30 protein-coding genes and 1 tRNA gene are annotated in these 22,548 nt (G+C 62.1%); 22 read left to right on the forward strand and 9 right to left on the reverse strand.

The genetic code is table 11. From position 1 onward, the window contains the following. The first annotated feature begins 22 nt into the window (after positions 1 to 22). Positions 23 to 1,360, forward strand: coding sequence for an ABC transporter ATP-binding protein (locus tag WS89_RS30955; protein WP_034208090.1), 1,338 nt, complete (start codon positions 23 to 25; stop codon positions 1,358 to 1,360). A gap of 88 nt (positions 1,361 to 1,448) precedes the next feature. Here the strand turns inward: WS89_RS30955 and WS89_RS30960 are convergent, their stop codons facing one another. Both WS89_RS30960 and WS89_RS30965 read right to left on the reverse strand, forming a co-directional pair. After that, entirely contained in the window at positions 1,449 to 1,943 is a 495-nt protein-coding gene (locus tag WS89_RS30960; protein ID WP_059795994.1) for a hypothetical protein, read from the reverse strand. Continuing rightward, positions 1,940 to 2,491 (reverse strand): hypothetical protein, encoded by a 552-nt coding sequence (locus tag WS89_RS30965; RefSeq protein WP_059795837.1) that lies wholly within the window; start codon positions 2,489 to 2,491, stop codon positions 1,940 to 1,942. Before WS89_RS30965 ends, WS89_RS30960 begins: the two co-directional genes overlap by 4 nt. A gap of 287 nt (positions 2,492 to 2,778) precedes the next feature. On the opposite strand from WS89_RS30965, the gene WS89_RS33430 reads away from it, so the two are divergent. The 3 genes from WS89_RS33430 (at position 2,779) to WS89_RS30975 (ending at position 5,167) form a co-directional block, all read left to right on the forward strand. Further along, a complete protein-coding gene (locus tag WS89_RS33430) occupies positions 2,779 to 2,988 on the forward strand; it encodes a hypothetical protein (RefSeq protein ID WP_082742018.1) in 210 nt (69 codons plus the stop codon). A 138-nt stretch (positions 2,989 to 3,126) separates the two neighbouring features. Next, positions 3,127 to 4,548 (forward strand): alpha,alpha-trehalose-phosphate synthase (UDP-forming), encoded by a 1,422-nt coding sequence (otsA, locus tag WS89_RS30970; protein ID WP_059795839.1) that lies wholly within the window; start codon positions 3,127 to 3,129, stop codon positions 4,546 to 4,548. Beyond that, complete coding sequence (locus WS89_RS30975; protein ID WP_059795841.1) at positions 4,541 to 5,167, forward strand: AAA family ATPase; 627 nt, start codon at positions 4,541 to 4,543, stop codon at positions 5,165 to 5,167. Before otsA ends, WS89_RS30975 begins: the two co-directional genes overlap by 8 nt. Before the next feature lie 30 nt (positions 5,168 to 5,197). Here WS89_RS30975 and WS89_RS30980 read toward each other — a convergent pair whose 3' ends face one another. Beyond that, positions 5,198 to 6,565, reverse strand: a complete 1,368-nt coding sequence (locus WS89_RS30980) for an MFS transporter (RefSeq protein WP_059795843.1) — start codon at positions 6,563 to 6,565, stop codon at positions 5,198 to 5,200. A gap of 185 nt (positions 6,566 to 6,750) precedes the next feature. Next, positions 6,751 to 7,131, reverse strand: a complete 381-nt coding sequence (locus tag WS89_RS30985; RefSeq protein ID WP_059795845.1) for a DUF5594 family protein — start codon at positions 7,129 to 7,131, stop codon at positions 6,751 to 6,753. Between the two features lie 117 nt (positions 7,132 to 7,248). On the opposite strand from WS89_RS30985, the gene WS89_RS30990 reads away from it, so the two are divergent. Further along, positions 7,249 to 7,650 (forward strand): hypothetical protein, encoded by a 402-nt coding sequence (locus WS89_RS30990; RefSeq protein ID WP_059499108.1) that lies wholly within the window; start codon positions 7,249 to 7,251, stop codon positions 7,648 to 7,650. 192 nt (positions 7,651 to 7,842) lie between these two features. Here WS89_RS30990 and WS89_RS30995 read toward each other — a convergent pair whose 3' ends face one another. After that, positions 7,843 to 8,172, reverse strand: coding sequence for a hypothetical protein (locus WS89_RS30995; RefSeq protein WP_059499109.1), 330 nt, complete (start codon positions 8,170 to 8,172; stop codon positions 7,843 to 7,845). A 143-nt stretch (positions 8,173 to 8,315) separates the two neighbouring features. Between WS89_RS30995 and eco the strand changes: the two genes are divergently transcribed. Further along, positions 8,316 to 8,816, forward strand: a complete 501-nt coding sequence (gene eco, locus WS89_RS31000; protein WP_059499110.1) for a serine protease inhibitor ecotin — start codon at positions 8,316 to 8,318, stop codon at positions 8,814 to 8,816. A 21-nt stretch (positions 8,817 to 8,837) separates the two neighbouring features. Here the strand turns inward: eco and WS89_RS31005 are convergent, their stop codons facing one another. Next, positions 8,838 to 9,470, reverse strand: coding sequence for a TetR/AcrR family transcriptional regulator (locus WS89_RS31005; RefSeq protein ID WP_059795847.1), 633 nt, complete (start codon positions 9,468 to 9,470; stop codon positions 8,838 to 8,840). A gap of 115 nt (positions 9,471 to 9,585) precedes the next feature. Between WS89_RS31005 and WS89_RS31010 the strand changes: the two genes are divergently transcribed. Next, positions 9,586 to 10,326 carry an SDR family NAD(P)-dependent oxidoreductase gene (locus tag WS89_RS31010; RefSeq protein ID WP_059795849.1) on the forward strand — a complete coding sequence of 247 codons (741 nt, stop codon included), beginning with the start codon at positions 9,586 to 9,588 and terminating at the stop codon, positions 10,324 to 10,326. Between the two features lie 53 nt (positions 10,327 to 10,379). On the opposite strand, the gene WS89_RS31015 is transcribed toward WS89_RS31010, so the two are convergent. After that, positions 10,380 to 10,712, reverse strand: coding sequence for a hypothetical protein (locus WS89_RS31015; RefSeq protein ID WP_059795851.1), 333 nt, complete (start codon positions 10,710 to 10,712; stop codon positions 10,380 to 10,382). A gap of 221 nt (positions 10,713 to 10,933) precedes the next feature. After that, positions 10,934 to 11,010 (reverse strand) — tRNA-Met (locus tag WS89_RS31020). A gap of 171 nt (positions 11,011 to 11,181) precedes the next feature. Here WS89_RS31020 and WS89_RS31025 point away from each other — a divergent pair. The 15 genes from WS89_RS31025 to WS89_RS31080 all read left to right on the forward strand — a co-directional run bounded on the left by WS89_RS31025 (position 11,182) and on the right by WS89_RS31080 (position 21,954). Further along, positions 11,182 to 11,763: an RNA polymerase sigma factor gene (locus WS89_RS31025; RefSeq protein WP_082742019.1), complete on the forward strand. Its 582-nt coding sequence runs from the start codon at positions 11,182 to 11,184 to the stop codon at positions 11,761 to 11,763. A 12-nt stretch (positions 11,764 to 11,775) separates the two neighbouring features. Further along, positions 11,776 to 12,084 carry a hypothetical protein gene (locus WS89_RS31030; protein WP_059795854.1) on the forward strand — a complete coding sequence of 103 codons (309 nt, stop codon included), beginning with the start codon at positions 11,776 to 11,778 and terminating at the stop codon, positions 12,082 to 12,084. A 2-nt stretch (positions 12,085 to 12,086) separates the two neighbouring features. Then, positions 12,087 to 12,383, forward strand: coding sequence for a 4Fe-4S dicluster domain-containing protein (locus WS89_RS33435; protein WP_082742029.1), 297 nt, complete (start codon positions 12,087 to 12,089; stop codon positions 12,381 to 12,383). Positions 12,384 to 12,480: 97 nt separating this feature from the next. Continuing rightward, complete coding sequence (locus WS89_RS31040) at positions 12,481 to 13,203, forward strand: O-methyltransferase (RefSeq protein WP_059795857.1); 723 nt, start codon at positions 12,481 to 12,483, stop codon at positions 13,201 to 13,203. A 263-nt stretch (positions 13,204 to 13,466) separates the two neighbouring features. Next, positions 13,467 to 14,570 (forward strand): hypothetical protein, encoded by a 1,104-nt coding sequence (locus WS89_RS31045; protein ID WP_156440316.1) that lies wholly within the window; start codon positions 13,467 to 13,469, stop codon positions 14,568 to 14,570. Positions 14,571 to 14,578: 8 nt separating this feature from the next. Then, positions 14,579 to 14,995, forward strand: coding sequence for a hypothetical protein (locus WS89_RS31050; RefSeq protein ID WP_060354538.1), 417 nt, complete (start codon positions 14,579 to 14,581; stop codon positions 14,993 to 14,995). Continuing rightward, positions 14,992 to 15,642: a hypothetical protein gene (locus tag WS89_RS34065; RefSeq protein ID WP_156440317.1), complete on the forward strand. Its 651-nt coding sequence runs from the start codon at positions 14,992 to 14,994 to the stop codon at positions 15,640 to 15,642. The genes WS89_RS31050 and WS89_RS34065 overlap by 4 nt, the downstream gene beginning before the upstream one ends. A gap of 35 nt (positions 15,643 to 15,677) precedes the next feature. Beyond that, entirely contained in the window at positions 15,678 to 15,860 is a 183-nt protein-coding gene (locus WS89_RS34070; protein WP_060354539.1) for a hypothetical protein, read from the forward strand. Positions 15,861 to 15,965: 105 nt separating this feature from the next. Beyond that, complete coding sequence (locus WS89_RS31055; RefSeq protein WP_059795864.1) at positions 15,966 to 16,481, forward strand: hypothetical protein; 516 nt, start codon at positions 15,966 to 15,968, stop codon at positions 16,479 to 16,481. A 42-nt stretch (positions 16,482 to 16,523) separates the two neighbouring features. Beyond that, positions 16,524 to 17,270: a hypothetical protein gene (locus WS89_RS34075; protein ID WP_156440318.1), complete on the forward strand. Its 747-nt coding sequence runs from the start codon at positions 16,524 to 16,526 to the stop codon at positions 17,268 to 17,270. 21 nt (positions 17,271 to 17,291) lie between these two features. Further along, positions 17,292 to 17,678, forward strand: a complete 387-nt coding sequence (locus WS89_RS31060) for a Rap1a/Tai family immunity protein (protein WP_156440319.1) — start codon at positions 17,292 to 17,294, stop codon at positions 17,676 to 17,678. Between the two features lie 247 nt (positions 17,679 to 17,925). Next, positions 17,926 to 18,648, forward strand: coding sequence for a hypothetical protein (locus WS89_RS31065; RefSeq protein WP_059795867.1), 723 nt, complete (start codon positions 17,926 to 17,928; stop codon positions 18,646 to 18,648). 787 nt (positions 18,649 to 19,435) lie between these two features. Next, entirely contained in the window at positions 19,436 to 20,554 is a 1,119-nt protein-coding gene (locus tag WS89_RS34080; protein WP_218921307.1) for a hypothetical protein, read from the forward strand. 105 nt (positions 20,555 to 20,659) lie between these two features. Beyond that, on the forward strand, positions 20,660 to 20,890 hold the full coding sequence (locus tag WS89_RS31075; RefSeq protein WP_059795871.1) for a hypothetical protein: 231 nt from the start codon (positions 20,660 to 20,662) through the stop codon (positions 20,888 to 20,890). A gap of 68 nt (positions 20,891 to 20,958) precedes the next feature. After that, positions 20,959 to 21,954, forward strand: coding sequence for a hypothetical protein (locus tag WS89_RS31080; RefSeq protein WP_059795873.1), 996 nt, complete (start codon positions 20,959 to 20,961; stop codon positions 21,952 to 21,954). Positions 21,955 to 21,962: 8 nt separating this feature from the next. Here WS89_RS31080 and WS89_RS31085 read toward each other — a convergent pair whose 3' ends face one another. Beyond that, positions 21,963 to 22,454: a hypothetical protein gene (locus WS89_RS31085; protein ID WP_059795875.1), complete on the reverse strand. Its 492-nt coding sequence runs from the start codon at positions 22,452 to 22,454 to the stop codon at positions 21,963 to 21,965. Between the last annotated feature and the right edge of the window lie 94 nt (positions 22,455 to 22,548).

A 22,548-nucleotide genomic window follows, 5' to 3' on the forward strand; every position in this document is an offset into this window, starting at 1 on the left:
GACCGATTGAGAGCGAAACGCGATGCACAATCCGAATGCTGTAAACGCCCCCGTCCAGACGTCCCAGCCGCCGCGCCTCGGTGAAGAGATCCTGCGCGTCGATCACGTCTGCCGCGGCTTCAACAAGACGCAGGGCGAATTGCTCGTGCTCGACGATGCGAACCTGTCGCTGCGTGAAGGCGAGATCGTCGGCCTGCTCGGCCGATCGGGCTCGGGCAAGTCGACGCTGCTGCGTATCATCGCCGGCCTGATCGAGCCGACCGACGGCGAGGTGACCTATCTCGGCAAGCCGTTGCGCGGCCCGGCCGAGGGCGTCGCGATGGTGTTCCAGACCTTCGCGCTGTTCCCGTGGCTCACCGTGCTGCAGAACGTGGAAGCCGGGCTCGAGGCGCTCGGCGTCGGCGCGCGCGAACGGCGCGAACGCGCGCTGGCCGCGATCGACCTGATCGGCCTCGACGGCTTCGAGAACGCGTATCCGCGCGAGCTGTCGGGCGGGATGCGCCAGCGCGTGGGCTTTGCGCGCGCGCTCGTCGTCGATCCGACCATTCTGCTGATGGACGAGCCGTTCTCCGCGCTCGACGTGCTGACCGCCGAAACGCTGCGCACCGACTTGCTGGATTTGTGGACGCAGGGCCGCATGCCGATCAAGTCGGTGCTGATCGTCACGCACAACATCGAGGAAGCGGTGTTCATGTGCGACCGGATCCTCGTGCTGTCGTCGAACCCGGGCCGCGTGATCGCCGAGATCAAGGTGCCGTTCAAGCACCCGCGCAATCGTCTCGACCCGGCGTTCCGCAAGCTGGTCGACGACATCTACGCGAAGATGACCGCGCGCCAGACCGGCGAGGCGACGAAGAAGGGGCTCGAGCTCGGCAGCTGGTTGCCGCAGGTGTCGACCAACCTGATGGCCGGCCTGATCGAGACGCTCGCGATGGCGCCGTACCACGGTCGTGCCGACATGCCGGAAATCGCGCGCACGCTGCATCTGGAGGTCGACGACCTGTTCCCGATCGCGGAAGTGCTGCAGTACCTCGGCTTCGCGGACGTGCGCGAAGGCGACGTGTTCCTGACGCCGCCGGGGCGCGTGTTCGCGGAATTCGGCACGCAGGAGCGCAAGCTGATGTTCGCGGATCACCTGCTGAAGCACGTGCCGCTCGCCGCGCGGATCAAGAAGGTGCTGAACGAGCGTCCGGGCCACCGCGCGCCGCGCGTGCGCTTCGAGCAGGAGCTCGAGGACTTCCTGTCGGACGGCGCGGCCGAGGAGACGCTCGACGCGGTGATCGACTGGGGCCGTTACGGCGAGATCTTCTCGTACAACGACCAGACCGAAATCTTCAGCCTGGAGGACGTCGAGTCCTGATCGCGCCGGGCCGGGCCGTGCGACCCGGCCCGGTATTCGCGTGCTTCGAGCATCACGCGCCGCGCACCACGCACCACGTATCGCCCCGTTACTGCAAATTTCCCCACCGATCGACGGCCGGTTCCGCCGACGCCCACTTCCAGTGCGTGCCTTGCTGGCACGCATTCGCGAAATACCAGTCGGCCTTGTCGCCGTCCTTCACCGAGAACGCGAATTCCTTGCACAACGCGAGCGCCGACGAGTACGCGCGTGTGACCCGCACCTCGCCTTCGCCGTTTTCGAGCGGCAGCGTGTTCTTCACCTTCCACGGCTTCACTTCGCCGACGGCGAGACTGCCGGCCGTCTTCGCGATCGCGTCCTGCTGGTTCTGATGGAGCTGCTTCATCGTGCGGTTGACGGCTTCGTCGGTCGCGGCCTGCACGGCGATCCCGACACCGACGCCGACCGCCGGGTTCGCGGTGACGAGGCCCGTCGCCGCACCGGCCAGCGCGCCGCTCGCCGCGCCGACCGACCCGCAGCCCGACAGCACAACCGTCGCCGCGCACAGCGCACCGATCGCCGCGATACGAATCGCGACGCTCATTGCAGCGCGCCCCAGCGTTCGGTCGCCGGTTCGGCCGACGCCCATTTCCACACGGGCCCGTCGCGGCAGATGGTGGCGACGTAGAACGCCGATTGCGCGGCCTTGTCGGCCTTCGCCGGCGTGTCGACCGCGAACACGATTTCCTTGCAGTCGAGCGGACCGACGCTGATCATGCGGCTGACCGTCACGCGGCCCTGCTCGTCGTCCTCGATCGGGAACGAATGGTGCGTCGACCACGGCGCGACGCCGCCGACGTCGAGCGGGCCGGCCGCCTTCGCGATCTGCTCCTGCGTGTAGCGGTGCGCGACGCGTTGCGTATACTGGACGCCGGCCCGCGCGCCGGCGACGGCGCCGAGGCCGATGCCCGTCGCGACGGCGGCGTTGTTGGTGACCTTGGAGGCGATCGCGGCGCCCGCGATACCGGCGCCGGCCGTCGCGCCTTCGCTGTACAACGAATTGCAGCCGGACAGCAGTGCGGCCGTGGCGATCGCGGCCAGCACGACGCGCGCCGGCGTGGCCCGGCGCGGCGATTCGAAACAAATGTTCATCCCTGAGTGCAAGTCCTGTCTGGGTGAGCGGCGACGCGTGCACGCCTGATGCCGCGTCATTGTTTCGCAATTGTCATGGGAAAACTGCAAAGCTTTGACAAATCGCCGTGCGGCAGGCCGCGTGCGCGCGGGCGGCGTTATTGTCGGATAGATGCTCGACGAAGGGTCGAAACGTTACAAATTGAAGGTAATTGTTACCATCGGCCGCGATGACGCGACCTAGACTGTTTTGTTATGGAATGTTTCTACGACGGCCTCGAGCCGCGCCGCATATGAGACACCCAGCCATGCGCCGTTCGAAACGGTTGTCACACCGGCCGCCTGACGCGGCGGCCGGCCATCCGGAAGACCGCCCGCGTCCGCAGACCGACGCGCCATCGGCACCGCCTGCGGGCGCGCCGGACGAGACGCCGTCGGACGGCGATCACAACCAGGGTGGTGCTCGCCCGGAAGGGCTCGACTATCAACGCGACCTCGGTCAGGAGCAGGACGCTTGATACGGTCGTCGCCGCATTCCACCGCCGTATTTCATTGCAATTCTCGGAACTGAGTCGCCGCGCGGCCGCCTTCGGGCCGCCGCGCCTGCTTCGGCGTGCGTTGCGCGCCAGCCAATCGAATCGAGGAGGGGAAGTCGCATGAGCAGATTGATCGTGGTATCGAATCGTGTCGCCGCCGGCGAGGACACGCGCCCGAGCGCGGGCGGTCTGGCCGTCGGCGTGATGGACGCGCTGAAGGAAACGGGCGGCGTCTGGTTCGGCTGGAACGGCGAGATCGTCGGTACGCCGGATGCCGAGCCCGCGATCCAGCGGGACGGCAACGTGACGTATGCGACGGTCGGCCTGACCCGGCGCGACTACGACCAGTACTACCGCGGCTTCTCGAACGCGACGCTGTGGCCGGTGTTCCATTACCGCGGCGATCTCGCGCGCTTCGATCGGCAGGAGTACGCCGGTTACCTGCGCGTGAACGCGATGCTCGCGAAGCAGCTCGCCGCGCTGCTGCGGCCGGACGACCTGATCTGGGTGCACGACTACCACCTGCTGCCGTTCGCGAACTGCTTGCGCGAACTCGGCGTGAAGAACCCGATCGGCTTCTTCCTGCACATCCCGTTTCCGTCGCCGGACATGCTGCGCCTCGTGCCGCCGCACGAGGAACTCGTGAAGTTCATGTGCGCGTACGACGTCGCGGGTTTCCAAACGGAGGCCGACAAGCAGGCCTTCACCGACTACATCGAGCGGCGCGGCATTGGCGCGGCGAGCGACGACGGGATGCTGCACGCGCATGGCCGCGTCGTGAAGGTCGCGGCCTATCCGATCGGCGTGCATCCCGACGCGATCGCGCAGGCGGCCGTCCAGTACGGCACGCGCAAGCCGGTGAAGATGCTGCGCGAGGCGCTGGGCGACCGCAAGCTGGTGATGAGCGTCGACCGTCTCGATTACTCGAAGGGGCTCGTCGAGCGCTTCCAGTCGTTCGAGCGGATGCTCGCGAATGCGCCGGGCTGGCAGGGGCGCGTGTCGCTCCTGCAGATCGCGCCGCCGACGCGTTCCGACGTGCAGACCTATCAGCACATCCGCGAAACGCTCGAAGGCGAGGCCGGCCGGATCAACGGCCGCTTCTCGCAGCTCGACTGGACGCCGATCCAGTACCTGAACCGCAAGTACGAGCGCAACCTGCTGATGGCGTTCTTCCGGATGTCGCAGGTCGGCTACGTGACACCGCTGCGCGACGGGATGAATCTCGTCGCGAAGGAATACGTCGCGTCGCAGGATCCAGCCGATCCGGGCGTGCTCGTGCTGTCGGAATTCGCGGGCGCGGCGGCCGAGCTGACCGGCGCGCTGCTCGTCAATCCGTACGACCTGTCGCAGATGGCCGAGGCGCTCGAACGCGCGCTGTCGATGCCGCTCGCGGAGCGGCAGGCGCGTCACGAGGAGAACCTCGCGCGGCTGCGCGAGAACGACCTGTCGGTCTGGCGCGACACCTTCGTCGCCGACTTGCGCAGCGTCGCCGCCGCGGCGTCTGTCACGCGGCGGGCAGGCCGGCGGGTCGCGCATGCGTGAGTTCGCGCCGGGCGCCGCCGCGCCGGGCGCCGCTGCGCCGCGCGCCGCCGATCGCGACGACGAAGCGGTCGACGACACGACCGGCCGCTTCTTCGTCGTGACGGGCGGCCCGGGTTCGGGCAAGAGCACGTTGCTCGATGCGCTCGAGCGCGCCGGGTTTGCGCGCTCGCAGGAGGCCGGGCGCGGCGTGATCCGCGACCAGATGGCCGTCGACGGCCCGGCGCTGCCGTGGCGCGACCCGGCAGCGTTCGCCGAGCTGATGCTGAGCTGGGAGATGCGGTCCTACCATCTCGCGCGGCAGGCGCGCGGTCCGGTGTTCTTCGACCGCGGCGTGCCGGACGTGATCGGCTATCTGACGCTGACCGGGTTGGCGGTGCCCGCGCACGCGGAAGCCGCGGCGCGGCGTTTCCGCTATCACCGGCGCGTGTTCATCGCACCGCCGTGGCCCGACATCTATGCGCAGGACACCGAGCGGCGGCAGGATTTCGCGGAGGCGGTGCGGACCTACGACGCGATGGTCGATTGCTATACGTCGTACGGCTATCGGCTGATCGAGTTGCCGCGCGTGAGCGTGAAGGCGCGTGTGCGCTTCGTGATGGATACGCTCGACGCCGCATGACGCCCGCCGCCTGTGCGGCGCGCGACGGTGTCAGGCTGCCGTGTCCGGCCGCGGCGATGCGATGCGCAGCACGCTGACGACCGCGGCCACCGCCGCGAACGCCGTGGCGACATAGAGTGCGATCGTCGGCCCGCGGTCCGGCGCGAGCCCGAAAATCAGCGCGACGAGCGCGGCGCCGAGCGTCTGGCCCGTCAGGCGTGCGGTGCTCAGCATGCCGCCGGCGCCGCCGCTGCGTGCGCGCGGCGCCGACGACAGCATCGCGCGATTGTTCGGCGACTGGAACAGCCCGAAGCCCGCGCCGCACAGCGCCATCCGCCATACGATGTCGACCGTGCCCGGGTGCGCGCCGATCGTCGCGAGCGACAGCAGCCCGGCGGCGAACAGCGCGAGCCCGATCCCGCCGAGCATGCCGGCCGAATAGCGGTCCGACAGCACGCCCGCGAGCGGCGCGGCGAACACGATCACGAGCGGCCACGGCGTCATGTAGAGACCCGTCTCGACCTGCGAGAACCCCAGCGAATTCTGCAGCCAGAACGGCAGCGCGACGAACGCGAGCATCTGCGACGTGAACGACGCCGTCGACGTGTAGACCGACAGCGCGAACATCGGGATGCGCATCAGATCGACCGGCAGGAGCGGCGCCGGCTGCGACAACTGACGCTTCACGAAGAAATAGCCGACCACGAACGCGACGGCCAGTTCGGCCGCGACGTACGCATGACCTTCGCCGTGACCGAGCCCGTCGACGGCCGTGATCAGCAGGCCGAATACGCATGCGTTCATCAGCGCGCTCGGGAAGTCGTACGGCGCATCGTGCAGCGGGTTGGCCGGCAGCGCGCGCAGGCTGCCGAGCACGGCCGCGATGCCGATCGGCACGTTGACCGCGAAGAGCCACGGCCACGACGCGAACGACAGGATCGCCGACGCGACCGTCGGCCCGATCGCCGACGACAGCGCGACCACCATCGCGTTGATCGACAGCCCGCGCCCGAGCATCGACGACGGGTAGATCATCCGCACGAGCGCCGCGTTGACGCTCATGATGCCGGCCGCGCCGAACCCCTGGATCACGCGCATCGCGGCCAGCATCGGCAGCGAGCCGGCGAGCGCGCAGCCGAGCGACGCCGCGGTGAACAGCGCGAGCCCGGCGATGTAGATGCGGCGATAGCCGATACGTTCGCCGAGCGACGCGAGCGGCAGCAGCGTGATCGTGACCGCGAGCTGATACGCGTTGACGATCCAGATCGACGCGGCGTCGGACGCGCGCAGGTCGCGCGCGATGGTCGGCAGCGCGACGTTCGCGATGGCGCCGTCGAGCACGGCGAGCGTGATGCCCAGGGCGACGCAGACGATCGCCCAGTAGCGTTGCGGAAGCGGCAGGCCGGTATCGGCGTTCATGACAGGAGCGAGAGCATGGTTGTCCGCGCGCCCGCTTGCCGGTTGCGTGCGCAACCATGTGCAGGGGTGGAGGCGGCGATGAACGGCCCGGCCGGCGCGGCTGCACCGGGACGGGGCCGGTCGAGTGTATCACCGGGCCGCATCGCGCGACGTCGCGCCGCGCGGCCGTCGGCGGGCGCGCGCATTCAGCCTTCGAAGTCGAGGCCGCCGAGCCGCACGAGCGGGTCGGCCTGCGTGCGCGATGCGAGATCGATGTCGCGCGCGCCCTGCCACGCGCCCAGCTTTCTCGGCAGCGCGGCGAGGTAGTGCTCGAAGCGCTGCGGGCCATCGGGTTCCATCAGCCGCTCGATCTCGTCGGTGTCCCACGTCAGTTCGAGATTCAGCGGATGCACGAAGCCACTCACGTGCGCGTGCGGCGCGCTGCGGATCTGCACGCGCGTCGGCTGCCCGTGCCCGCCATAGGGGACGACGTCGGTCTGCACGTGATCGGCGAAGAACGCGGCGATGGCCTGCGCGATGCGCGGTGCGAATTCGGTATCGAAACGGCGGGCGGTTTCGGGCTGCATGACGGCGTCTCCTGTATGCCGAAAATCGTAGCACGGCGACGCCGCGTTTCGGCGGGTGCGATACCGGTAATCGCGCGTTACCACTTGCTGCATCTATTACGGTCGCGGACCGCCACAATGCATCGCATCCAGTACCACTTCGCGTGGGAGTCCATCATGAAAAAGATTGCCGCAGTATGTGTCCTTGCCGGTTCGCTCGCGGTCGCGGGCCCGGCGTCCGCGCATGGCCGCGATGGCGGCGCCGTCATCGGCGCATTGATCGGCGGCGCGGTGCTGGGTGCGATCGTGACGTCGGCGATGAATCCGCCCGTCGCATATCAGGCACCCGCGTACCAGGCGCCGGCCTATCAGCCGCCGACCTACTACCAGGCGCCCGCGTACCAGCAGCCTGCCTACCCGACCTATCAGCAGGCGCAGTACCAGGACGACGGCCCGAACTATTGCTACGACCGCTACCAGCGTGCGTATGTGTGTGGGGCGCCGGTGCAGGGTGGCTACGCGCAACCGGCGGGCTGGTAAGCGGCGGCGCGCGAGCGGGTTTGGTGCCCGGCGGCCACGCTCTCGCCGACGTTCGCTTCGACCGGCCGGACGACGAAAGGCCCTCGCTCGATGCGAGGGCCTTTGTCTATTGCGTGGCTGTCCGTTCGCCGGTGTGATGCGCCGCCGGCCATCGGCGGGCCATGCATGGATACAAACGGTTGCAATTGCGCGTCAGTGGCGATGACCGCCGCCGTCGCCGCGACCGTGTCCGCCGCCACCGCCGCCTTCGTTCCAGTCGCCGCGGCGTCCGCCGCCGCGCCACCAACCGTTGCCGCGGTTGCCGCGATCGCCGTCCCAGTGATGGTAGTCGCGCCGGCCGCGATCCCAGTCGCGTCCACCGCCTCCGCCCCAGATGTTGACCGTGCCGTACACGGGAGACGGGGCATACGCATAGCCGGGATCGGAATAGTAGGGCTGCCCGTAGCCGTATCCGGCGTCCGGGGCGACGACGCAGCCGGCCAGCAGGGTGGCGACGCCGGCGGCGGCAATGAGCTTCAGCATGATGTTCTCCGTTGGTTCCGCTATAAGTACCGCGCCCGGGGATTGCCGGCTGTTTGCAATTGTGTCGCCAAATTACAGCCTCGTAAGGTCTTGAGACGAAAGTGTTAGCATCCGGGGCTCATTTGTTTTTCAGGAGCACATCGATGAAATTCGCGATCCGGGCCGCGCTGGCCGCCTTCTGCGTGACGACGGCCGCCGCATGCGTGGCCGCGCCGGCATCCGCACCCGCCGTGCCGGCCGAGTCGATCAAGATGTTTCCGCAGGCAGCCGCCGGCCAGCAGCGCGCCGTGATCGCGCTGCCCGCGCTCGAGAACGAGGGCGATGCGCGCGTCGAGTTGATGATCGGCAAGACGCTGCAGACCGACTGCAATCAGCAGTGGTTCGGCGGCGAGCTGACCGCCGAGGACGTGAAGGGCTGGGGCTACACGTATTACCGGCTCACCGACGTGAAGGGCCCGGCATCGACGCTGATGGCGTGCCCGGGCCAGGCGCCGCAGCAACGGTTCGTGCAGGTGCGCGGCGACGGTCAGCTGCTGCGCTACAACAGCCGTCTGCCGCTCGTCGTGTATGTACCGGATGGCTTCGACGTCCGCTATCGCGTGTGGCATGCGTCGAAGGACGTGCAGCAAGCCGCGAAACAGTAATCTCCCGGCGGCGTCCTGCCGCTATCCGCCAGTCGCGCCGGCCGCGCCGCGCGCGCCGACGAGCGCCGGCCATGCGGCCAGCGCGGCCTGCGCGACGGCCTCCAGATCGCGGCGGCTCGCGCCGTCGCGCGCCTGGATCGACATCCCCTGCTGAACCGTCACGTAGTAGCGCGCGATCGCATCGACGTTCGCGTGCGCCGATATTTCGCCGGTCGCGACGCCTTGCGCGAGGCGTTCCCGCAGCGCGTCGACCGTGCCCTCGCGCATCGCGATCAACGTCTGCCGGACCATGTCGGAACGTTCGGCCGGATGCAGCGCAGACAACACGATCAGGCAGCCGGCCGGCTTCGAACGCCGCGTGAACACGCGTGCGGTATCCATCAGGTAGTTCTGCACGGCGCCGTACGCGCTGGCCGCCCGTTCGACGCCCCCCCAGATTTCCTGCCCCTCGGTTGCGCGGTAATGTTCGAGGGCTTGCCGGAACAACGCTTCCTTGCTGCCGAAGGCCGCATACAGGCTCGGCGACGCGATGCCCATCGCGGCCGTCAAGTCCGTCATCGACGCCCCTTCGTAGCCGAGACGCCAGAACACCTCCATCGCGCGATCCAGCGCCGCTTCCTTGTCGAAGCTTCTCGGTCGGCCTCGTTCAGCCATTGCGTCCGTTCCTTCGTCGATATCTGTATCGATCGATAAAATAAATCAATTGACTGTGCGACGCAACTTGCCACATTCTGTGTCGGTCGTTACATAAATGAGGAAAGGAACCGACATGAACCGACTTCAGGGCAAGCGTGCACTCATTACCGGCGGCAGCCGCGGCATCGGCGCGGCGATCGCCAAACGGCTGGCAGCCGAGGGCGCCGACGTGGCGATCACGTATGAAAAATCGGCCGAGCGGGCGCAGGCCGTCGTCGCCGGCATCGAAGCGCTGGGCCGTCGCGCCGTGGCGATCCAGGCCGACAGCGCCGATCCGGTGGCCGTGCGCAACGCGGTCGATCGTGCCGCGCAGGCGTTCGGCGGCCTCGACATCCTCGTCAACAACGCGGGGATTTTCCGGGCCGGCGCGCTGAACGACCTCACGCTCGACGATATCGATGCGACGCTGAACGTGAACGTGCGTGCGGTGATCGTCGCGTCGCAGGCGGCGGCGCGTCATCTCGGGGAGGGCGGGCGCATCGTGTCGACCGGCAGTTGCCTCGCGACGCGTGTGCCCGATGCGGGGATGAGCCTCTATGCGGCGAGCAAGGCCGCATTGATCGGCTGGACGCAAGGGCTCGCGCGCGATCTCGGCTCGCGCGGCATCACGGTGAACATCGTGCATCCGGGCTCCACCGATACCGATATGAATCCGGCCGATGGCGAGCACGCCGATGCGCAGCGTTCGCGGATGGCGATTCAGCAGTACGGCAAGGCCGAAGACGTGGCCGCGCTCGTGGCGTTCGTCGTCGGGCCGGAAGGACGATCGATCACCGGAACCGGGTTGACGATCGACGGCGGGGCGAATGCGTAAACGCCGATGCCCGGCGTAAGTGAGCCGGGTGACGGAGGGTTCGTCGTTGTTCGTTATCGGCAGCCGAGGCGCTGGTGCTCGGCTTCCAGGTCGGCCCGTTTGTCGTAGGCCCGCAGTTCGTTGCGCGGCTTGCCGTCCGGGCCCATCCCGCGCGCGACCTTCCGGCCGCGGTCGGGCGAGTGCATGACCGCGTCGATGCCGGCGGCCAGTTCCCGGCAGCGGGTGTCGGGGGACGTGTTGTCCGGACGCGGGGCTGCCGACGCAGTGACGTTGGCGATGCCCGGGCTGACGTAGCGCTGTTTGGCCGAGGCCGTGTCGGTGTCGGCGGCGTTGGCCGTGCCGGTCATCGCTGAAAGCGCGGCGAGCGCCGCGATCGTCCGAAGCATGGGCGAAGTCCGTGTGCCGAACTGAAGAAAGTTCGGAATTCTACGCAACGTTCAGTGCATATCAGCGGCGAACGGGCGAGGTGCGCGCGTGTGTCGCATATCGTAGTGAATGCTCGATTGCACACATCATTCGTGTGCCGCCTGCGCGCGCCAGCAATATCCCGGACCGTCGAATGAAAAAAAGCCCGCTTGCTTTCGCAAAGGGGGCTTTTTTCGGTATTTGGTTGCGGGGGTAGGATTTGAACCTACGACCTTCGGGTTATGAGCCCGACGAGCTGCCAGACTGCTCCACCCCGCGGCGCGAAGTGTACTTGGGTCGGTGCGCAGAGTCAAACGATTCGTGCGAAGACGGCCCGACTCATATCGGGCCTGTTCCTTGAAACGACTGCAACGCAGGGAGCCGACGCGTACGACCGGAAATTTTTCACCTTCGCCACAATATTCGCGCGCCTGAAACGTCTTCAGACGCATGGAACCGCCACCCACTTCGCACACGATGACCGACCCAGACCGCGACATCACTGCGACGGTGATGCGTGAACGAACGAGGCTAGGGAACTTCATTCGGCGCCGGATACGCGATCCGGACGATGCCGAGGACGTTCTGCAGGATGTGCTTCACGAATTCGTCCAGGCTTATCGGCTTCCTGCGCCGATCGAACAGGCGAGTGCGTGGCTGTTCCGTGCCGCGCGCAACCGCATCATCGATCGTTTTCGCAAAAAGAAGGAGCAGCCGTTGACCGATCTGCTCGATGCCGACGACGAAGCGGACAGCGAGTATCGCCTGGATCTCGCGTTACCGGCGCACGATGCCGGCCCTGAAGCGCGCTACGCTCGCACGCTGTTGCTGAAGGCGTTGCAGGACGCGCTTGACGAGTTGCCGGCGAATCAGCGCGAGGTTTTCATCGCACACGAACTGGAGGGGCTGTCCTTCAAGGAGATGGCCACGCAAAGCGGCGTCACGCTCAATACGCTGCTGGCGCGCAAACGCTACGCGGTCTTGCATCTGCGTGCTCGACTGCAGCCCATTTATGACGAACTGGATAGCTAGAGGAGTCGACGGATGAATTTTCGAATCAGATGTGCGGGCAAGGCGCTGCTCGTGGTGGTAGCCATAGGCGTGCTCGGATGGGTCGTCATGATGCTGTGGAACTGGGTGGTGCCAGCGCTGTTCGTCGGCGCCCGGACGATCGACTTCGCGCATGCGCTGGGCCTGCTCGTATTGAGCCGCATCCTGTTCGGCGGATTTCGCGGACACCGCGGCTGGCACGGCCGGCGCCACTGGCGCAAGTGGGAAGCCATGACACCCGAAGAGCGCGAGCATTTCCGGGCCGCATGGCGATCGCGCGGCAGCCGGCGCACGGAGGAGTGAACATGCGCGAAAAATCAACGGCCGACTGCAAGCAGAAGGCGGGCGTGATCGCGCCGGTCGTCGATCTGAAACGTTGCGAAGGCAAGGGGGATTGCGTCACCGTTTGCCCGGAAAACGTGTTCGAGGTGCGGCGCGTCGATGAGGCCGATTACCTCGACCTCGGGCTGATGCATCGCTTGAAACTGCGCGTGCATGGAATGAAAGTCGCCTACGCGCCGAATGCGCAAGCCTGCCGGTCATGCGGGCTTTGCGTGACTGCGTGTCCCGAACGGGCGATCACGCTTGCCAGAAGGGCATAGCGTCGGCCGTGCTCGCCGATGACGGCACGGTGTCGCAGGCAGTCTGACGGATGGCAGTCGCTGGATACGCCGTTCACATGATCAATCTCGTCAAGGAATGCACTTGGCTTCAACTACCGACGTTCTTTTGCAACGGCTTCATGAAGAAAGCCGGAGCGAAATCATCGCCCGCGCCCGCGCGCAGTTCCAGGGGCCGAACGAGGCGTTTCCGACGCTCGTCGACGAATACGAAACGCTCGTCCCACGGTTGCGAGGGCGCTTTCTCGAAACGTTCGGCCTGTTCAGCGACGACTTCGAATCGTCGGAAAGCGGTGCGCTATCGTTGGCCGTGTCGGCGGAGACGGGAAGATTCTTGCGCAACATCGTGCTGTCGCAACGGTCGGCCAGAATCCTCGAGCTTGGTAGTTCCTGCGGTGTGTCGACCCTGTATTTGGCCGACGCGCTGCGTATGCTGGGCCGTGGCGTGGTCATCGCGACCGAACGTGATGCGCTCAAATGCGCGCGCCTGCGGGCTCACGTCGAAACAGCGGGGCTGGATGCCTATGTCGACGTGCGGGAGGGCGATGTATTCGAGACGGTTGCCGAACTGGACGGGACCGTCGACATGGTGTTTATCGACGTGTGGGCTGACGCGTATCTGAAGCTGTTCAGGCAGATCGAGCGCTTGTTACGGCCGGGATCGGTCGTGCTTGCCGACAATATGTACACGGCCGAGGACGCCGTTCGACCGTACAAGGCTTACCTCGACGAGGATCCGCGTTTTTCGACCACGACGCTGGATTTCGAGTCGGGGGTCGAGTTTACGGTGGTCGTTGCTTGAGCGGGGGGCTGTGAGTCTTGGGGGCGGTTTGGGGCTTGACTGGTCCCCGACAGAATTCATGGTGGTATAGCGGGCGCGCCTTCCGGTTGAATTCGCGCGGCATATGCCCCCCAAAAATGCCCCCAAAGGACGGGCGTGGAGAAGCGGATCTGACCGATTGTGATCGGTATCGACCCCTTATACTAGGTAAACACGCATACCTAGAATTGCCCAATACGGTATGTTTCTGGCAAACCAACAAACGGCATAGACCAACGAGGGGTATGAACTCGAGAGACCAAGGCGCGACGGCAGCGCAGATTAAGAAGGAATTGATCCAGTACCTGGAAGCACTGCGCGCGCGTTCAGATTGCTATCCAGTAAGGTTTGTTACCGCTCGGCTGCGTGCTGCGGCAATGCCGACCGCTCAAGGTTGGCCGCCGCTCTTGGCCAAGTACAACGACGTGGTCATGTCACAGGACAGCCTTATCGCGTGTCGGGATCTGGTTAAGGAAATATATCTAGATTCGCTGCTTGTCGGTGAACGCGCTGTTTCGGTGTTTAAGGTTTCGCCCGCGGAGGCGGTAGAGGCTGGGAAGCGCGTTGTTGCGCTTGTCGATTCCGATTCCGAGTATGCCGAACGCTTTCCTCTGCCGCTGTCGGAATCAAAACTTCGCCGCGCATCGTTTAACGGCGTATTCTGCCATGCGGTAACGCAGGCGGACAAATCGGTACGTGTGTTCGCTTGCTGTAAGCGCGCGTTCCGCATGCGTGAGCCGATTGACTTGACCGAGCTTGATGGCGACGCTCGATCTGCACTGGATGGGTATGACGAGGTGATCGGGGTGCGTAGCGGGTTCGTCCAAGCATTCGATTCGATCATATTTCGACCATCCGGTAGTGTCGAGGTCCAAATCGACATCTCCTGCCGTCTGACAAGGGACGATTTCGCGAAAGCGCGCAATTTCTATACCGAACGGCTGAATAGCTTTTTTGGGGAACGCTTTCAGAATGAGAAGTGGCTGCTACATGCCGAGAACTTTTTTCCGTTGATCGCTAAGCTCTATGCTCAGAACGATGGATTTGTGAACAGTCTTGGTCACGCGACAACTACGCAATCGATCAAAGAGGAGCGTATGCGAGGACGAAAGTCCGATCTCCGTCGAGAACAGTTTCATGAAGAGGGGATGAAAGCGATCAGCGGAGACACGGATGAGTATTCGATCCGAAAAGCGTGGCTTTCGAACGATGGCGCGAGGGCACCAACGGTATCGATTTCCGGGCACTTCTCGATAGCCGGGGGCGCGGACGCACACGTGAGCTATGCTATCGTAGATGGGTGCGCGAATGAGGATGACTTCGCGCTGGTCATGGGCAAACTTGAGTGAATAGGGTTGTGGAAAAGGACATTGCTATCGCACGCATCGAAGAGGATCTCGGGCGCTTGCCCGAGGTTCGTCGCGCGTGCCTTGCGATAGTCGAATATTTTTCACTGCAGAATAAAAGTTACCTTGAACGGATTACATTTGGTCAGCTTAGTAAGATCGCTGGCCTAGCAGATGTGGCGGATATCCTTCCATCTGTCGAGTATCTTTCTGGTGGACGACTGCACCTGCTTGATCCTCGGTTTGAATTCATTGATCAGAAGAGCGATTACATTGAGGAATTGTCGATAGAGGACGTGGCGCAAGCCCGGGATGAATCAATTTTTTACCATCCTAAAACGGGAGAGCCGGTGCCGGATTTCGAACATTCGCTGTTCATGTTCTTCGTGCTTAGCGACGACGCGCGATCATTGGGGCGTGTGTCGTGAGTCTTGACTCAATGTCGCTTGCGGATATCCAGAAATTTGGCGCTATCCGGCCAGACTGGGCGTTGTTTGCCGAGCGGTTGCTTGTTAAGTCTTATGGTGATTTTGTACGGGTTCTGTACAAGGATATCGATCAATGTATCGCAAAGATTGAAGAGGATCCGGGTGTGCGTGCGGATGACGGCGAAGATCGATTGACGGCTGAACTGATCGGAATGCTGTGTTCTCGCACATACGATGCTTCACACGACGAGAAGATCGGTGGTCATTCAGATATCGTCATTCGGCATCTCAATGGATATATCTGGGTTGGTGAGGCAAAAATTCACAAAGATTATGCGTACACCGAGAAAGGATTCAATCAGCTCACTACTAGATATTGTCCGGGCACGCCGAACGCAGACGAGGGGGCATTGATTCTGTATGTGCGAGGCGCAAACTGTTCCGGCGTTCTTGCTAAGTGGCGTGAGCGACTGCAGGGACTAAAGCTGCCGGCATATGAAGAGGCTGAATGCTCCAGCCGTGCCGAGTTGGCCTTCTTCTCGACGCATACTCACGAGGGGTCCGGACGTCCAGTGCGAGTGCGCCACATCGTGGTAAAGCAGTATTTTGACCCGAAGGACAGGAAACCTGTTGCTGATGCCGCATAACACGGACATACCCCACCCGTTGGATCAAGAACGACGTGAAGAAACTCGCAGTCGCTCTCGTTGCATCGATGTTCGTTACAGCCGTATTTGCGCAGGCGATGACGCCGGCTGCGGCACCCGCGAAGACCGGCGCCAAGGCGAAGAAGCACAAGGGTCATAGCAGCAAGCCGTTCACCTTGGACAAGTCGAAGCTCGACAGCGGCGACAAGCTGCCGTGAGTGCGATCTGGCCGAAATGAAGCCCCGCCCCGAGCTGGCCTTTCATTTCTGATCGGGCATGGTTCATGAGCGTGCTACGATCCCTCGGCGGAAAGAGGAGCGAAAGTGACAATCGCGGACGTGGCCGCCCTCGTGCAAGCGGTCGGATCGATTGCAGCGATCATTGCTGCCTTCTGGATCGGAGGAGCCCAAGGGCGCCTGGCCGTGCAGATGCGCCAAGCCGACCGAGCGGAGCGGTTCAATGCGATCGAGAAGATTTTAGCCATGACGCATGAGCGCGCCGAATCATTGCAAGCAGTGATTTTGCGGCTTCCAGCAATCAATGGAGTGAAGCATCCGGACATGCATCTAGTTGACCGACTGCGGATCGTAATGTCGGCAATTGATGAGCTATCTATCGACGGAGTCGCGTCGGCCGATGTTGCAGAAGCACTGATCGAGGCCAAGACCGCGAACGTGCGAGTAGACAGTCACTTGCCCAATACTAATGTCAGGAACCCAGGCGCATACTTTGTCACATCCGACGGAGAGATCGCGGCCTACGTTACGGCGATCGACGGAGCCGCAAAGAAGGTTCGGCATGAGGTCCGGCGGTTAATGTCTACTTTCCCCAAGTCATAACATCAGCTTCATACAACGAGTGCTGAGGCATCCGGTTTCACCTTGGCAGTACACAAGTTGAACGCAGCGGCGTTGGTGAGCGACAGTGTGTCGATCCCAACGACCGCCGCATGCGGTTTTTATGTCTGTTCGTTTCAGGGGCACGGAATGATTGCAACCGAGTTTCTAGAGAAAGCACGGGATCCGATCGCATGGCGCAAACATTCGCGTGCACTCCGCCGCTCGGCAATTGCTCTTTGGAACGTGTTCGAAAGAACGGTCGTCGACGAGGTCGAAGCCGCGGCCGAATCCAAAACCGAGCCGACCTTTGCTGCTGCACTTGAGGCTCTAGAAACGACGAAGCTTCTTTACGGACTCGCTCTCGAGACTGCTCTAAAGGCCTGGATTGTCGAACATCATCCGGCCAAAATCGAGGTGCGAGTTGTGATGGATGGGAAAGGCGAGGCCACCGGGGCTGAACTGCGAGCCTTAGGAGTTCCGACGTCAAACGGACACAATTTGCTTGCGCTTGCCGAGGCCGCCGAGCTTTTTGGCGATCGATTTCGTACCGTCATCCGAACCGATGGTGACGTCCGAACCGTCAAGAATATTTGCAGAGACCTTGGAGAGGTCGTCGTTTGGCGGGGGCGGTATCCGGTACCGCTCACGTCTTCTCAGCCGCAACGATTGGATCCGAATGCGCCGGTAAGGGCGTTGGCGCACTATATGCTTGATTGGCTAGATCCCGTCTTAGATGCGCTCTTGGTTGATGATTCTGAGGTCGGCCGACAGGGCCGCACGAACGACTGACCAAACTATACGACGGCGACAATGAGAAAAATCACTGCATCGATTGCAGCCATGTCCGGTGCGGGCCTCGTGGGATGCTTGCTGTTCCCGCCTTTTGCAGCCCAAGCTGCTCCAATGATGGGGCGGCAACTGGAAAGCTGGATCAATTCGAACGACGGCGCTCTTCATTTGGCCGCCAGTATGTATGTCATGGGAGTCGTAGATGACGACGCGGTGCTGCAGGCCGGCGAGAATCAAAGGCTGACAGAACGATCAAGCGTCGTGCATATGTGCGCCGCTGGCAAAGCAAACGCGACCAAGTTACGACAGATTGTCGGCATGGCGCTCCAGCGAGATCGAGAATTCGGTGCTCAGCCCGCAGTCATTGTCATTCGAAAGGCCGTCGCGGAAGCTTACCCCTGCGACTAGGTCCCTAGTCGTGTGCACGGGAAGCGGTCACATGAACGGCCTGATCAAATTTTGATGGTTTTCAATTTAAGAGTACTGCTCCCACGAAAGTTGTCGTAGTGCTTTTATCTGTCATACGAATAATCTAGCATCGCCCGATGCACCCTAGATCGAGTACCGGGCACTGCGCCCGGCTATCGTTGCCGAAGAATTTCTGCGCTGCCGATGCGGTAGCCGGTAAGACGTCCCCGGCCGGTCGGGAGGGCCTTTGAACCGGGCCTTTGCATTCTTCCAGCGAGTCATCGGCCTAATTCGCAAGCAGCTCGAGCGGATCGCTGGATCGTCCCAGGGCGATCACTCCGTGGAGGATCTGACGAACGAGGCTTGGCTGATCGTTGACGAATTGCACGTTGAGCCGGATGCAAACCCTGACCCTGAAGACGAAGGTGTGCGTGAACTGATCGTCACGCGCCTACAGCGAGAGTTCGGCAGGTTCGTCAACCGTCAGGAGCGCTTCGCCACACGTATCGACCGAGATGATGTCGACGACGACGGCGACTTCATGCCAAACGCCATCGCTGCCCGGCTCTCGGCGCCGGAAAAATATGAGCCGTTGGCATCGATGGAGATGCGCGAGGAGGCCGCCGCAGCGGCGCGCATAATCGGGGAGCGGTTTTCCGAAGCGGTTGCGTATCTGCGGACGTTCGAGCGATTTGACGGCGATAAGGTCGGTGTGGCCCGGCACCTCGCCATTGGCTTGCGGGCGCTCGACCGTCGCGTATCCCGAGCATCACACGTCGAATGGACACAGCCGTCAATGTTCGATGGCATCGAGGCGCTTCCAGCTGATTTCATGCCACACCCTGGCCGTTGGAATGCGCCGCCGCTCGCGCAACAGTATCGGGGTGCGTGTGCGATTGCGTGGCCTGTGCAACTGCAGTTGTTCGTGCGTTCGTGCAAGCTGTTCTTCAGTCGACGATGGAAGGGGTGATGACAAGCAGCGATGGATATGACGAACTGATTCGACGTTTGCGTGCGCGGATGCCCCCTTGGCTTGTATTGGGCAACCTTGGGCAATGATGGCAGCAAAAGTCCAGGCGACACAAGGCTGTGCGCGACTTTTGGGGCAAACTTGGGAGGTATTGGGAACTTAGATGGTCCCCCCGACAGAATTCATGCGTCAATGCTGTTCGGGCTTTGCGAGGTGATTGCTGTAATTTATACCCCCAAAAACACCCCCAAAAAATCGTAGTCGTGAATTCTACAGGTGCGGTTCCCAAGGCGCTCGACTGCGGGTCACGAGCGCGCGAAGAGCGCGCGCCTCTGCAGGAGCCGGGCAGCACCCGGAAGGGGTATTCGTTTGGCATGAGATAGTGTATCGTTTGTGCCACACAATATTGATAAACCGGGGGTGAGCCTGTGGCATTCGATTTGCCGCTTCCAGAGGGATGTCCGGGAACAGACGCGAGAGAGTATGAGGGTACGGTGTTCCGAGTTGTTAAGACCGATCCGCCTACTGCCGCTGACCTTCAAACTTACTTGGAACTGGGTTTGCTCCCCAAAGCTAACCTCTGCAAACGGGGCTCTGTCTCGCTCTATTCGACGGCGATAGAAGCTCAACAACTCGCTGAACTGAGGCCCTACATCGGTGAATTCGTCGCCTCTATTTCGCTGACCCCAGCGCACGGCAAAGTTGGCGGCCCAAGCGCCTCCGGCCATATTGATTGGTGGCCTTACGTGGGGATGCGTAATCCTGCGGATCTGACGGTAATCTGATGATGGAAATCGATCTTCAACCAGACGCCCGGTTACCCGATGGATTGTTTGATTTTCCATTGCCTGTCGAGCGTGTGCTGTACGAGGCTGAGCAGCCGATTATCTACCTGACGAAAACGAGGCAAGGCCAGGAGATGTTGGCCTACCTTTCCGGTGAAACAGCAGAATCTCAATTTATCATCGTAGCTCCTGCATCTCCTAGCTCGATTAGACGCCTAGAGACTGGAAGTATCGGCGTCCGCGAAGCGCTTACCGACACTTGGATGTGGATGGTACAAGAGAGCTTTGCGCAAGGCTCATCGCAAGTTTGGATTGTTACGGAAGACGCTATTCCAGCCTTACATCTTCCCCGGCCAGGCACCCCGCTATTAGCAGAGCATCGTGTCGCGTTCAGTGCTCGCGCTGTAGGAGATGGTATTGCCTTGGGTAGCGTTCCATGTAGCGTGATCGCTCACGTTGCGAATGCAGCTAAGTCGGCGCTTAAGGCTATGTTTGATCATGCATTGGGAGCAAATATCGAGGGGCGCCCAACAGATGCGCAGCGAGCGCTGTATGACTTGCCTGTGCGACAGCTGAAATTCTCTAGCTTTGAAGTGGGCCTATCGGCGCCGCAGCAGGATCTTTTTGCGAACCACGAGGTTCTGCGGGCAGTGGAAGACCTGCAAACCGGATTGGAGTGGGCGCAGGACGCAGGCAATGATGAGGCTCTAGATGCTGACGACGACGCTAAAGTTGAGGCGATTTTGCGCGCTACTTTGGCTCTGACTCCACCGGGACACGGGATCATTACTTCGGTGGAGGTGGGGGGCTACTGGCTGAAAGGTCACCGTTATACCCTTACTAGACAGTCTCGCACTAAGGTCGCAAACCGGTTGCGTCAACTTAGAGAAGAAGAGATAGTCTTTTTGTCTGGCCGGATCGGCGAGATTGATGACGATAAGTTAAGTTTTATCTTGCGTGATGTGGACGGTGAGGATGGTGAGCGACGCGGTAGTTTCGACGAGGATATGCTCGACGATATGCGCCTGCACTATTACGATGGAAACCGTATTCGGATCTCTGGCGTTTTGCGTGGAGGAAGGCTCAGAGTCACAGCGGTTGTACGTCAGAATGAGGAGTGATCTTTTCATTTGCTGAATTGATCAAACGCCCCGCCCCGAGCGGGGCTTTTCACATCAGACGAAACGAGCGATGATGCGACGGTGCCATACCGAGAGGAGGGCCTTATGCCAGTCACCTCGTTCCGCATCCCACTCTTCGACATTTACGACTTCGTCAATGATGTGAGTGTCTGGTCAGCGTCGGTACACATCGACGCCAGCCCCATGATCGCTGATCGTGAGGTGTCGAAGACGGACCCGTCCATGCTACCGTTTGTCGCGTTCGTCGAGGAGGCATTCTTCGAGAAGTATCCGCGATGGCGGCGGTTCGTGGCGGGCCGTTGTAGTTCATCCTGATCGAATCAACAAAGCGCAGGTCTATTCTCACCCTCAACGCACCCTGGCAATCGAGGCAAGGACTGGTCATGAACAGAACGCTTGCGACGTGGTTGATGTTTCTGCTGCTATCGACGCTGGGCGTAAACGCTTATGCGGATCAGTCAGGGCTACTGATTCAGAAGGGACCAACCAACCGGTACAACTATGTTCCCAGCGTGATCATGCTCGCGGATGGGACGCAGAAGATGTGGTGGTGTGCCGGCGGAGCCTCAAGCGACGTTATTCTTTACCGCTCCATCAATGCGAATACGCAGCAAATCATTACGGACACGACGCAGGTTCTCGTGGAAGGTGCAAGCGGATCATGGGATTCTGCATTTGTGTGCGACCCATCGGTCATCATGGGCGACTTTGTCTATCCTGATGGCAGTGGGACGCATTACTCGTACTTGATGTACTACACCGGGACTGATAATTCTACCAATGGGGGAATTGATAACGGTGTCGGGGTTGCATATTCAAATGACGGGGTCACTTGGCGGAAGTGGCCGTACCCGATATTGCGTACTTCGTCGACGGAGTATGGAATTGGCGAGCAGTCTGCAATAAGCGCGGACGGGAAGTCTGCGGTGTGGTTGTTCGTCCTGCAGAAGCTCGACTCGTCGCCTCAGCACTATCACTTGTACTACTCGACAGACGGGGTGCACCTTCAATACAAGTTACAGGTATCGGAGTCTGGTGTAATCGGCAATTTCATCACTGAAGCCGATTTCGCTTTTGACTACAATGGCGGAAATGTCTATATGGTCACAAATCGTATAAACGATGAGGCGACAATGGATGTTTACCAGATGCCGTGGACGAGTTTAAGTAACGGTACGTGGCAGCACTTCGCGTCGCTTGGGGCGAATGGAACTTATAAGCCTACCCCGATAAGCTACAAGTACAATGGTGGGGCGGGATTTCTGCGGAACGAGTTTGGAAACAACTCGACCTGGCTACCGATGGTCGAGGTATTTTTTGGCGCCGGATTGGTTATTGACCAAACGGACATGTGGTGGTGGCAAACGACTGGCAACTGAGTGGCCCATTACCTCATTCCAGCACGCCTCATCTCCTCGCGCAGCAAATGCATCAGTCGATACAACTGCCCCTGCGCGCCGGCAAGATCGCCCTTGTTCGCGACGTTCTTATCGGTGTAGAGGTACCACTCCTCGATGCGCTCGAGAGACTGGCGTAGTGCTCGGATCTCGAGGATCAACCACCGCACCTGAAGATCGGTGTACTCGCGCCACAGCGCGCGCAGCTCGGTGTCGGTCGGCGCGTCAAACTCCGGGACCACCGGCCGGAGCTTGAACCGCGGGTCCGTTAGGGGAACGCGGTTGCGGTCGATCCTAGTTGCCTCGATCGGCGTGCACGTGCCAAGGAACACCGACCGCGGGTCTTTGTCGACCCAGTTCTCAAATTCACGTTTCGTGAGCTCGATCGGAGTCCTCAGACGATTCTTGTCGCCCTGGAATCCGTACTCCCAGATATAAGCCCACTGCGGCTTGATCACGCTGCCACCACTGTATAAAAACACAGTGTATCCCGCGCTAAGATGGTGACGTCAAGGCGAAAAATTGGGGACGGCCGGTCTGCATGAGCTCAGTCCCGACACCTCACCGGAGGCAGGC

The organism is Burkholderia sp. MSMB1072, from assembly GCF_001524725.1.
In the GTDB taxonomy this organism is placed as follows: domain Bacteria; phylum Pseudomonadota; class Gammaproteobacteria; order Burkholderiales; family Burkholderiaceae; genus Burkholderia.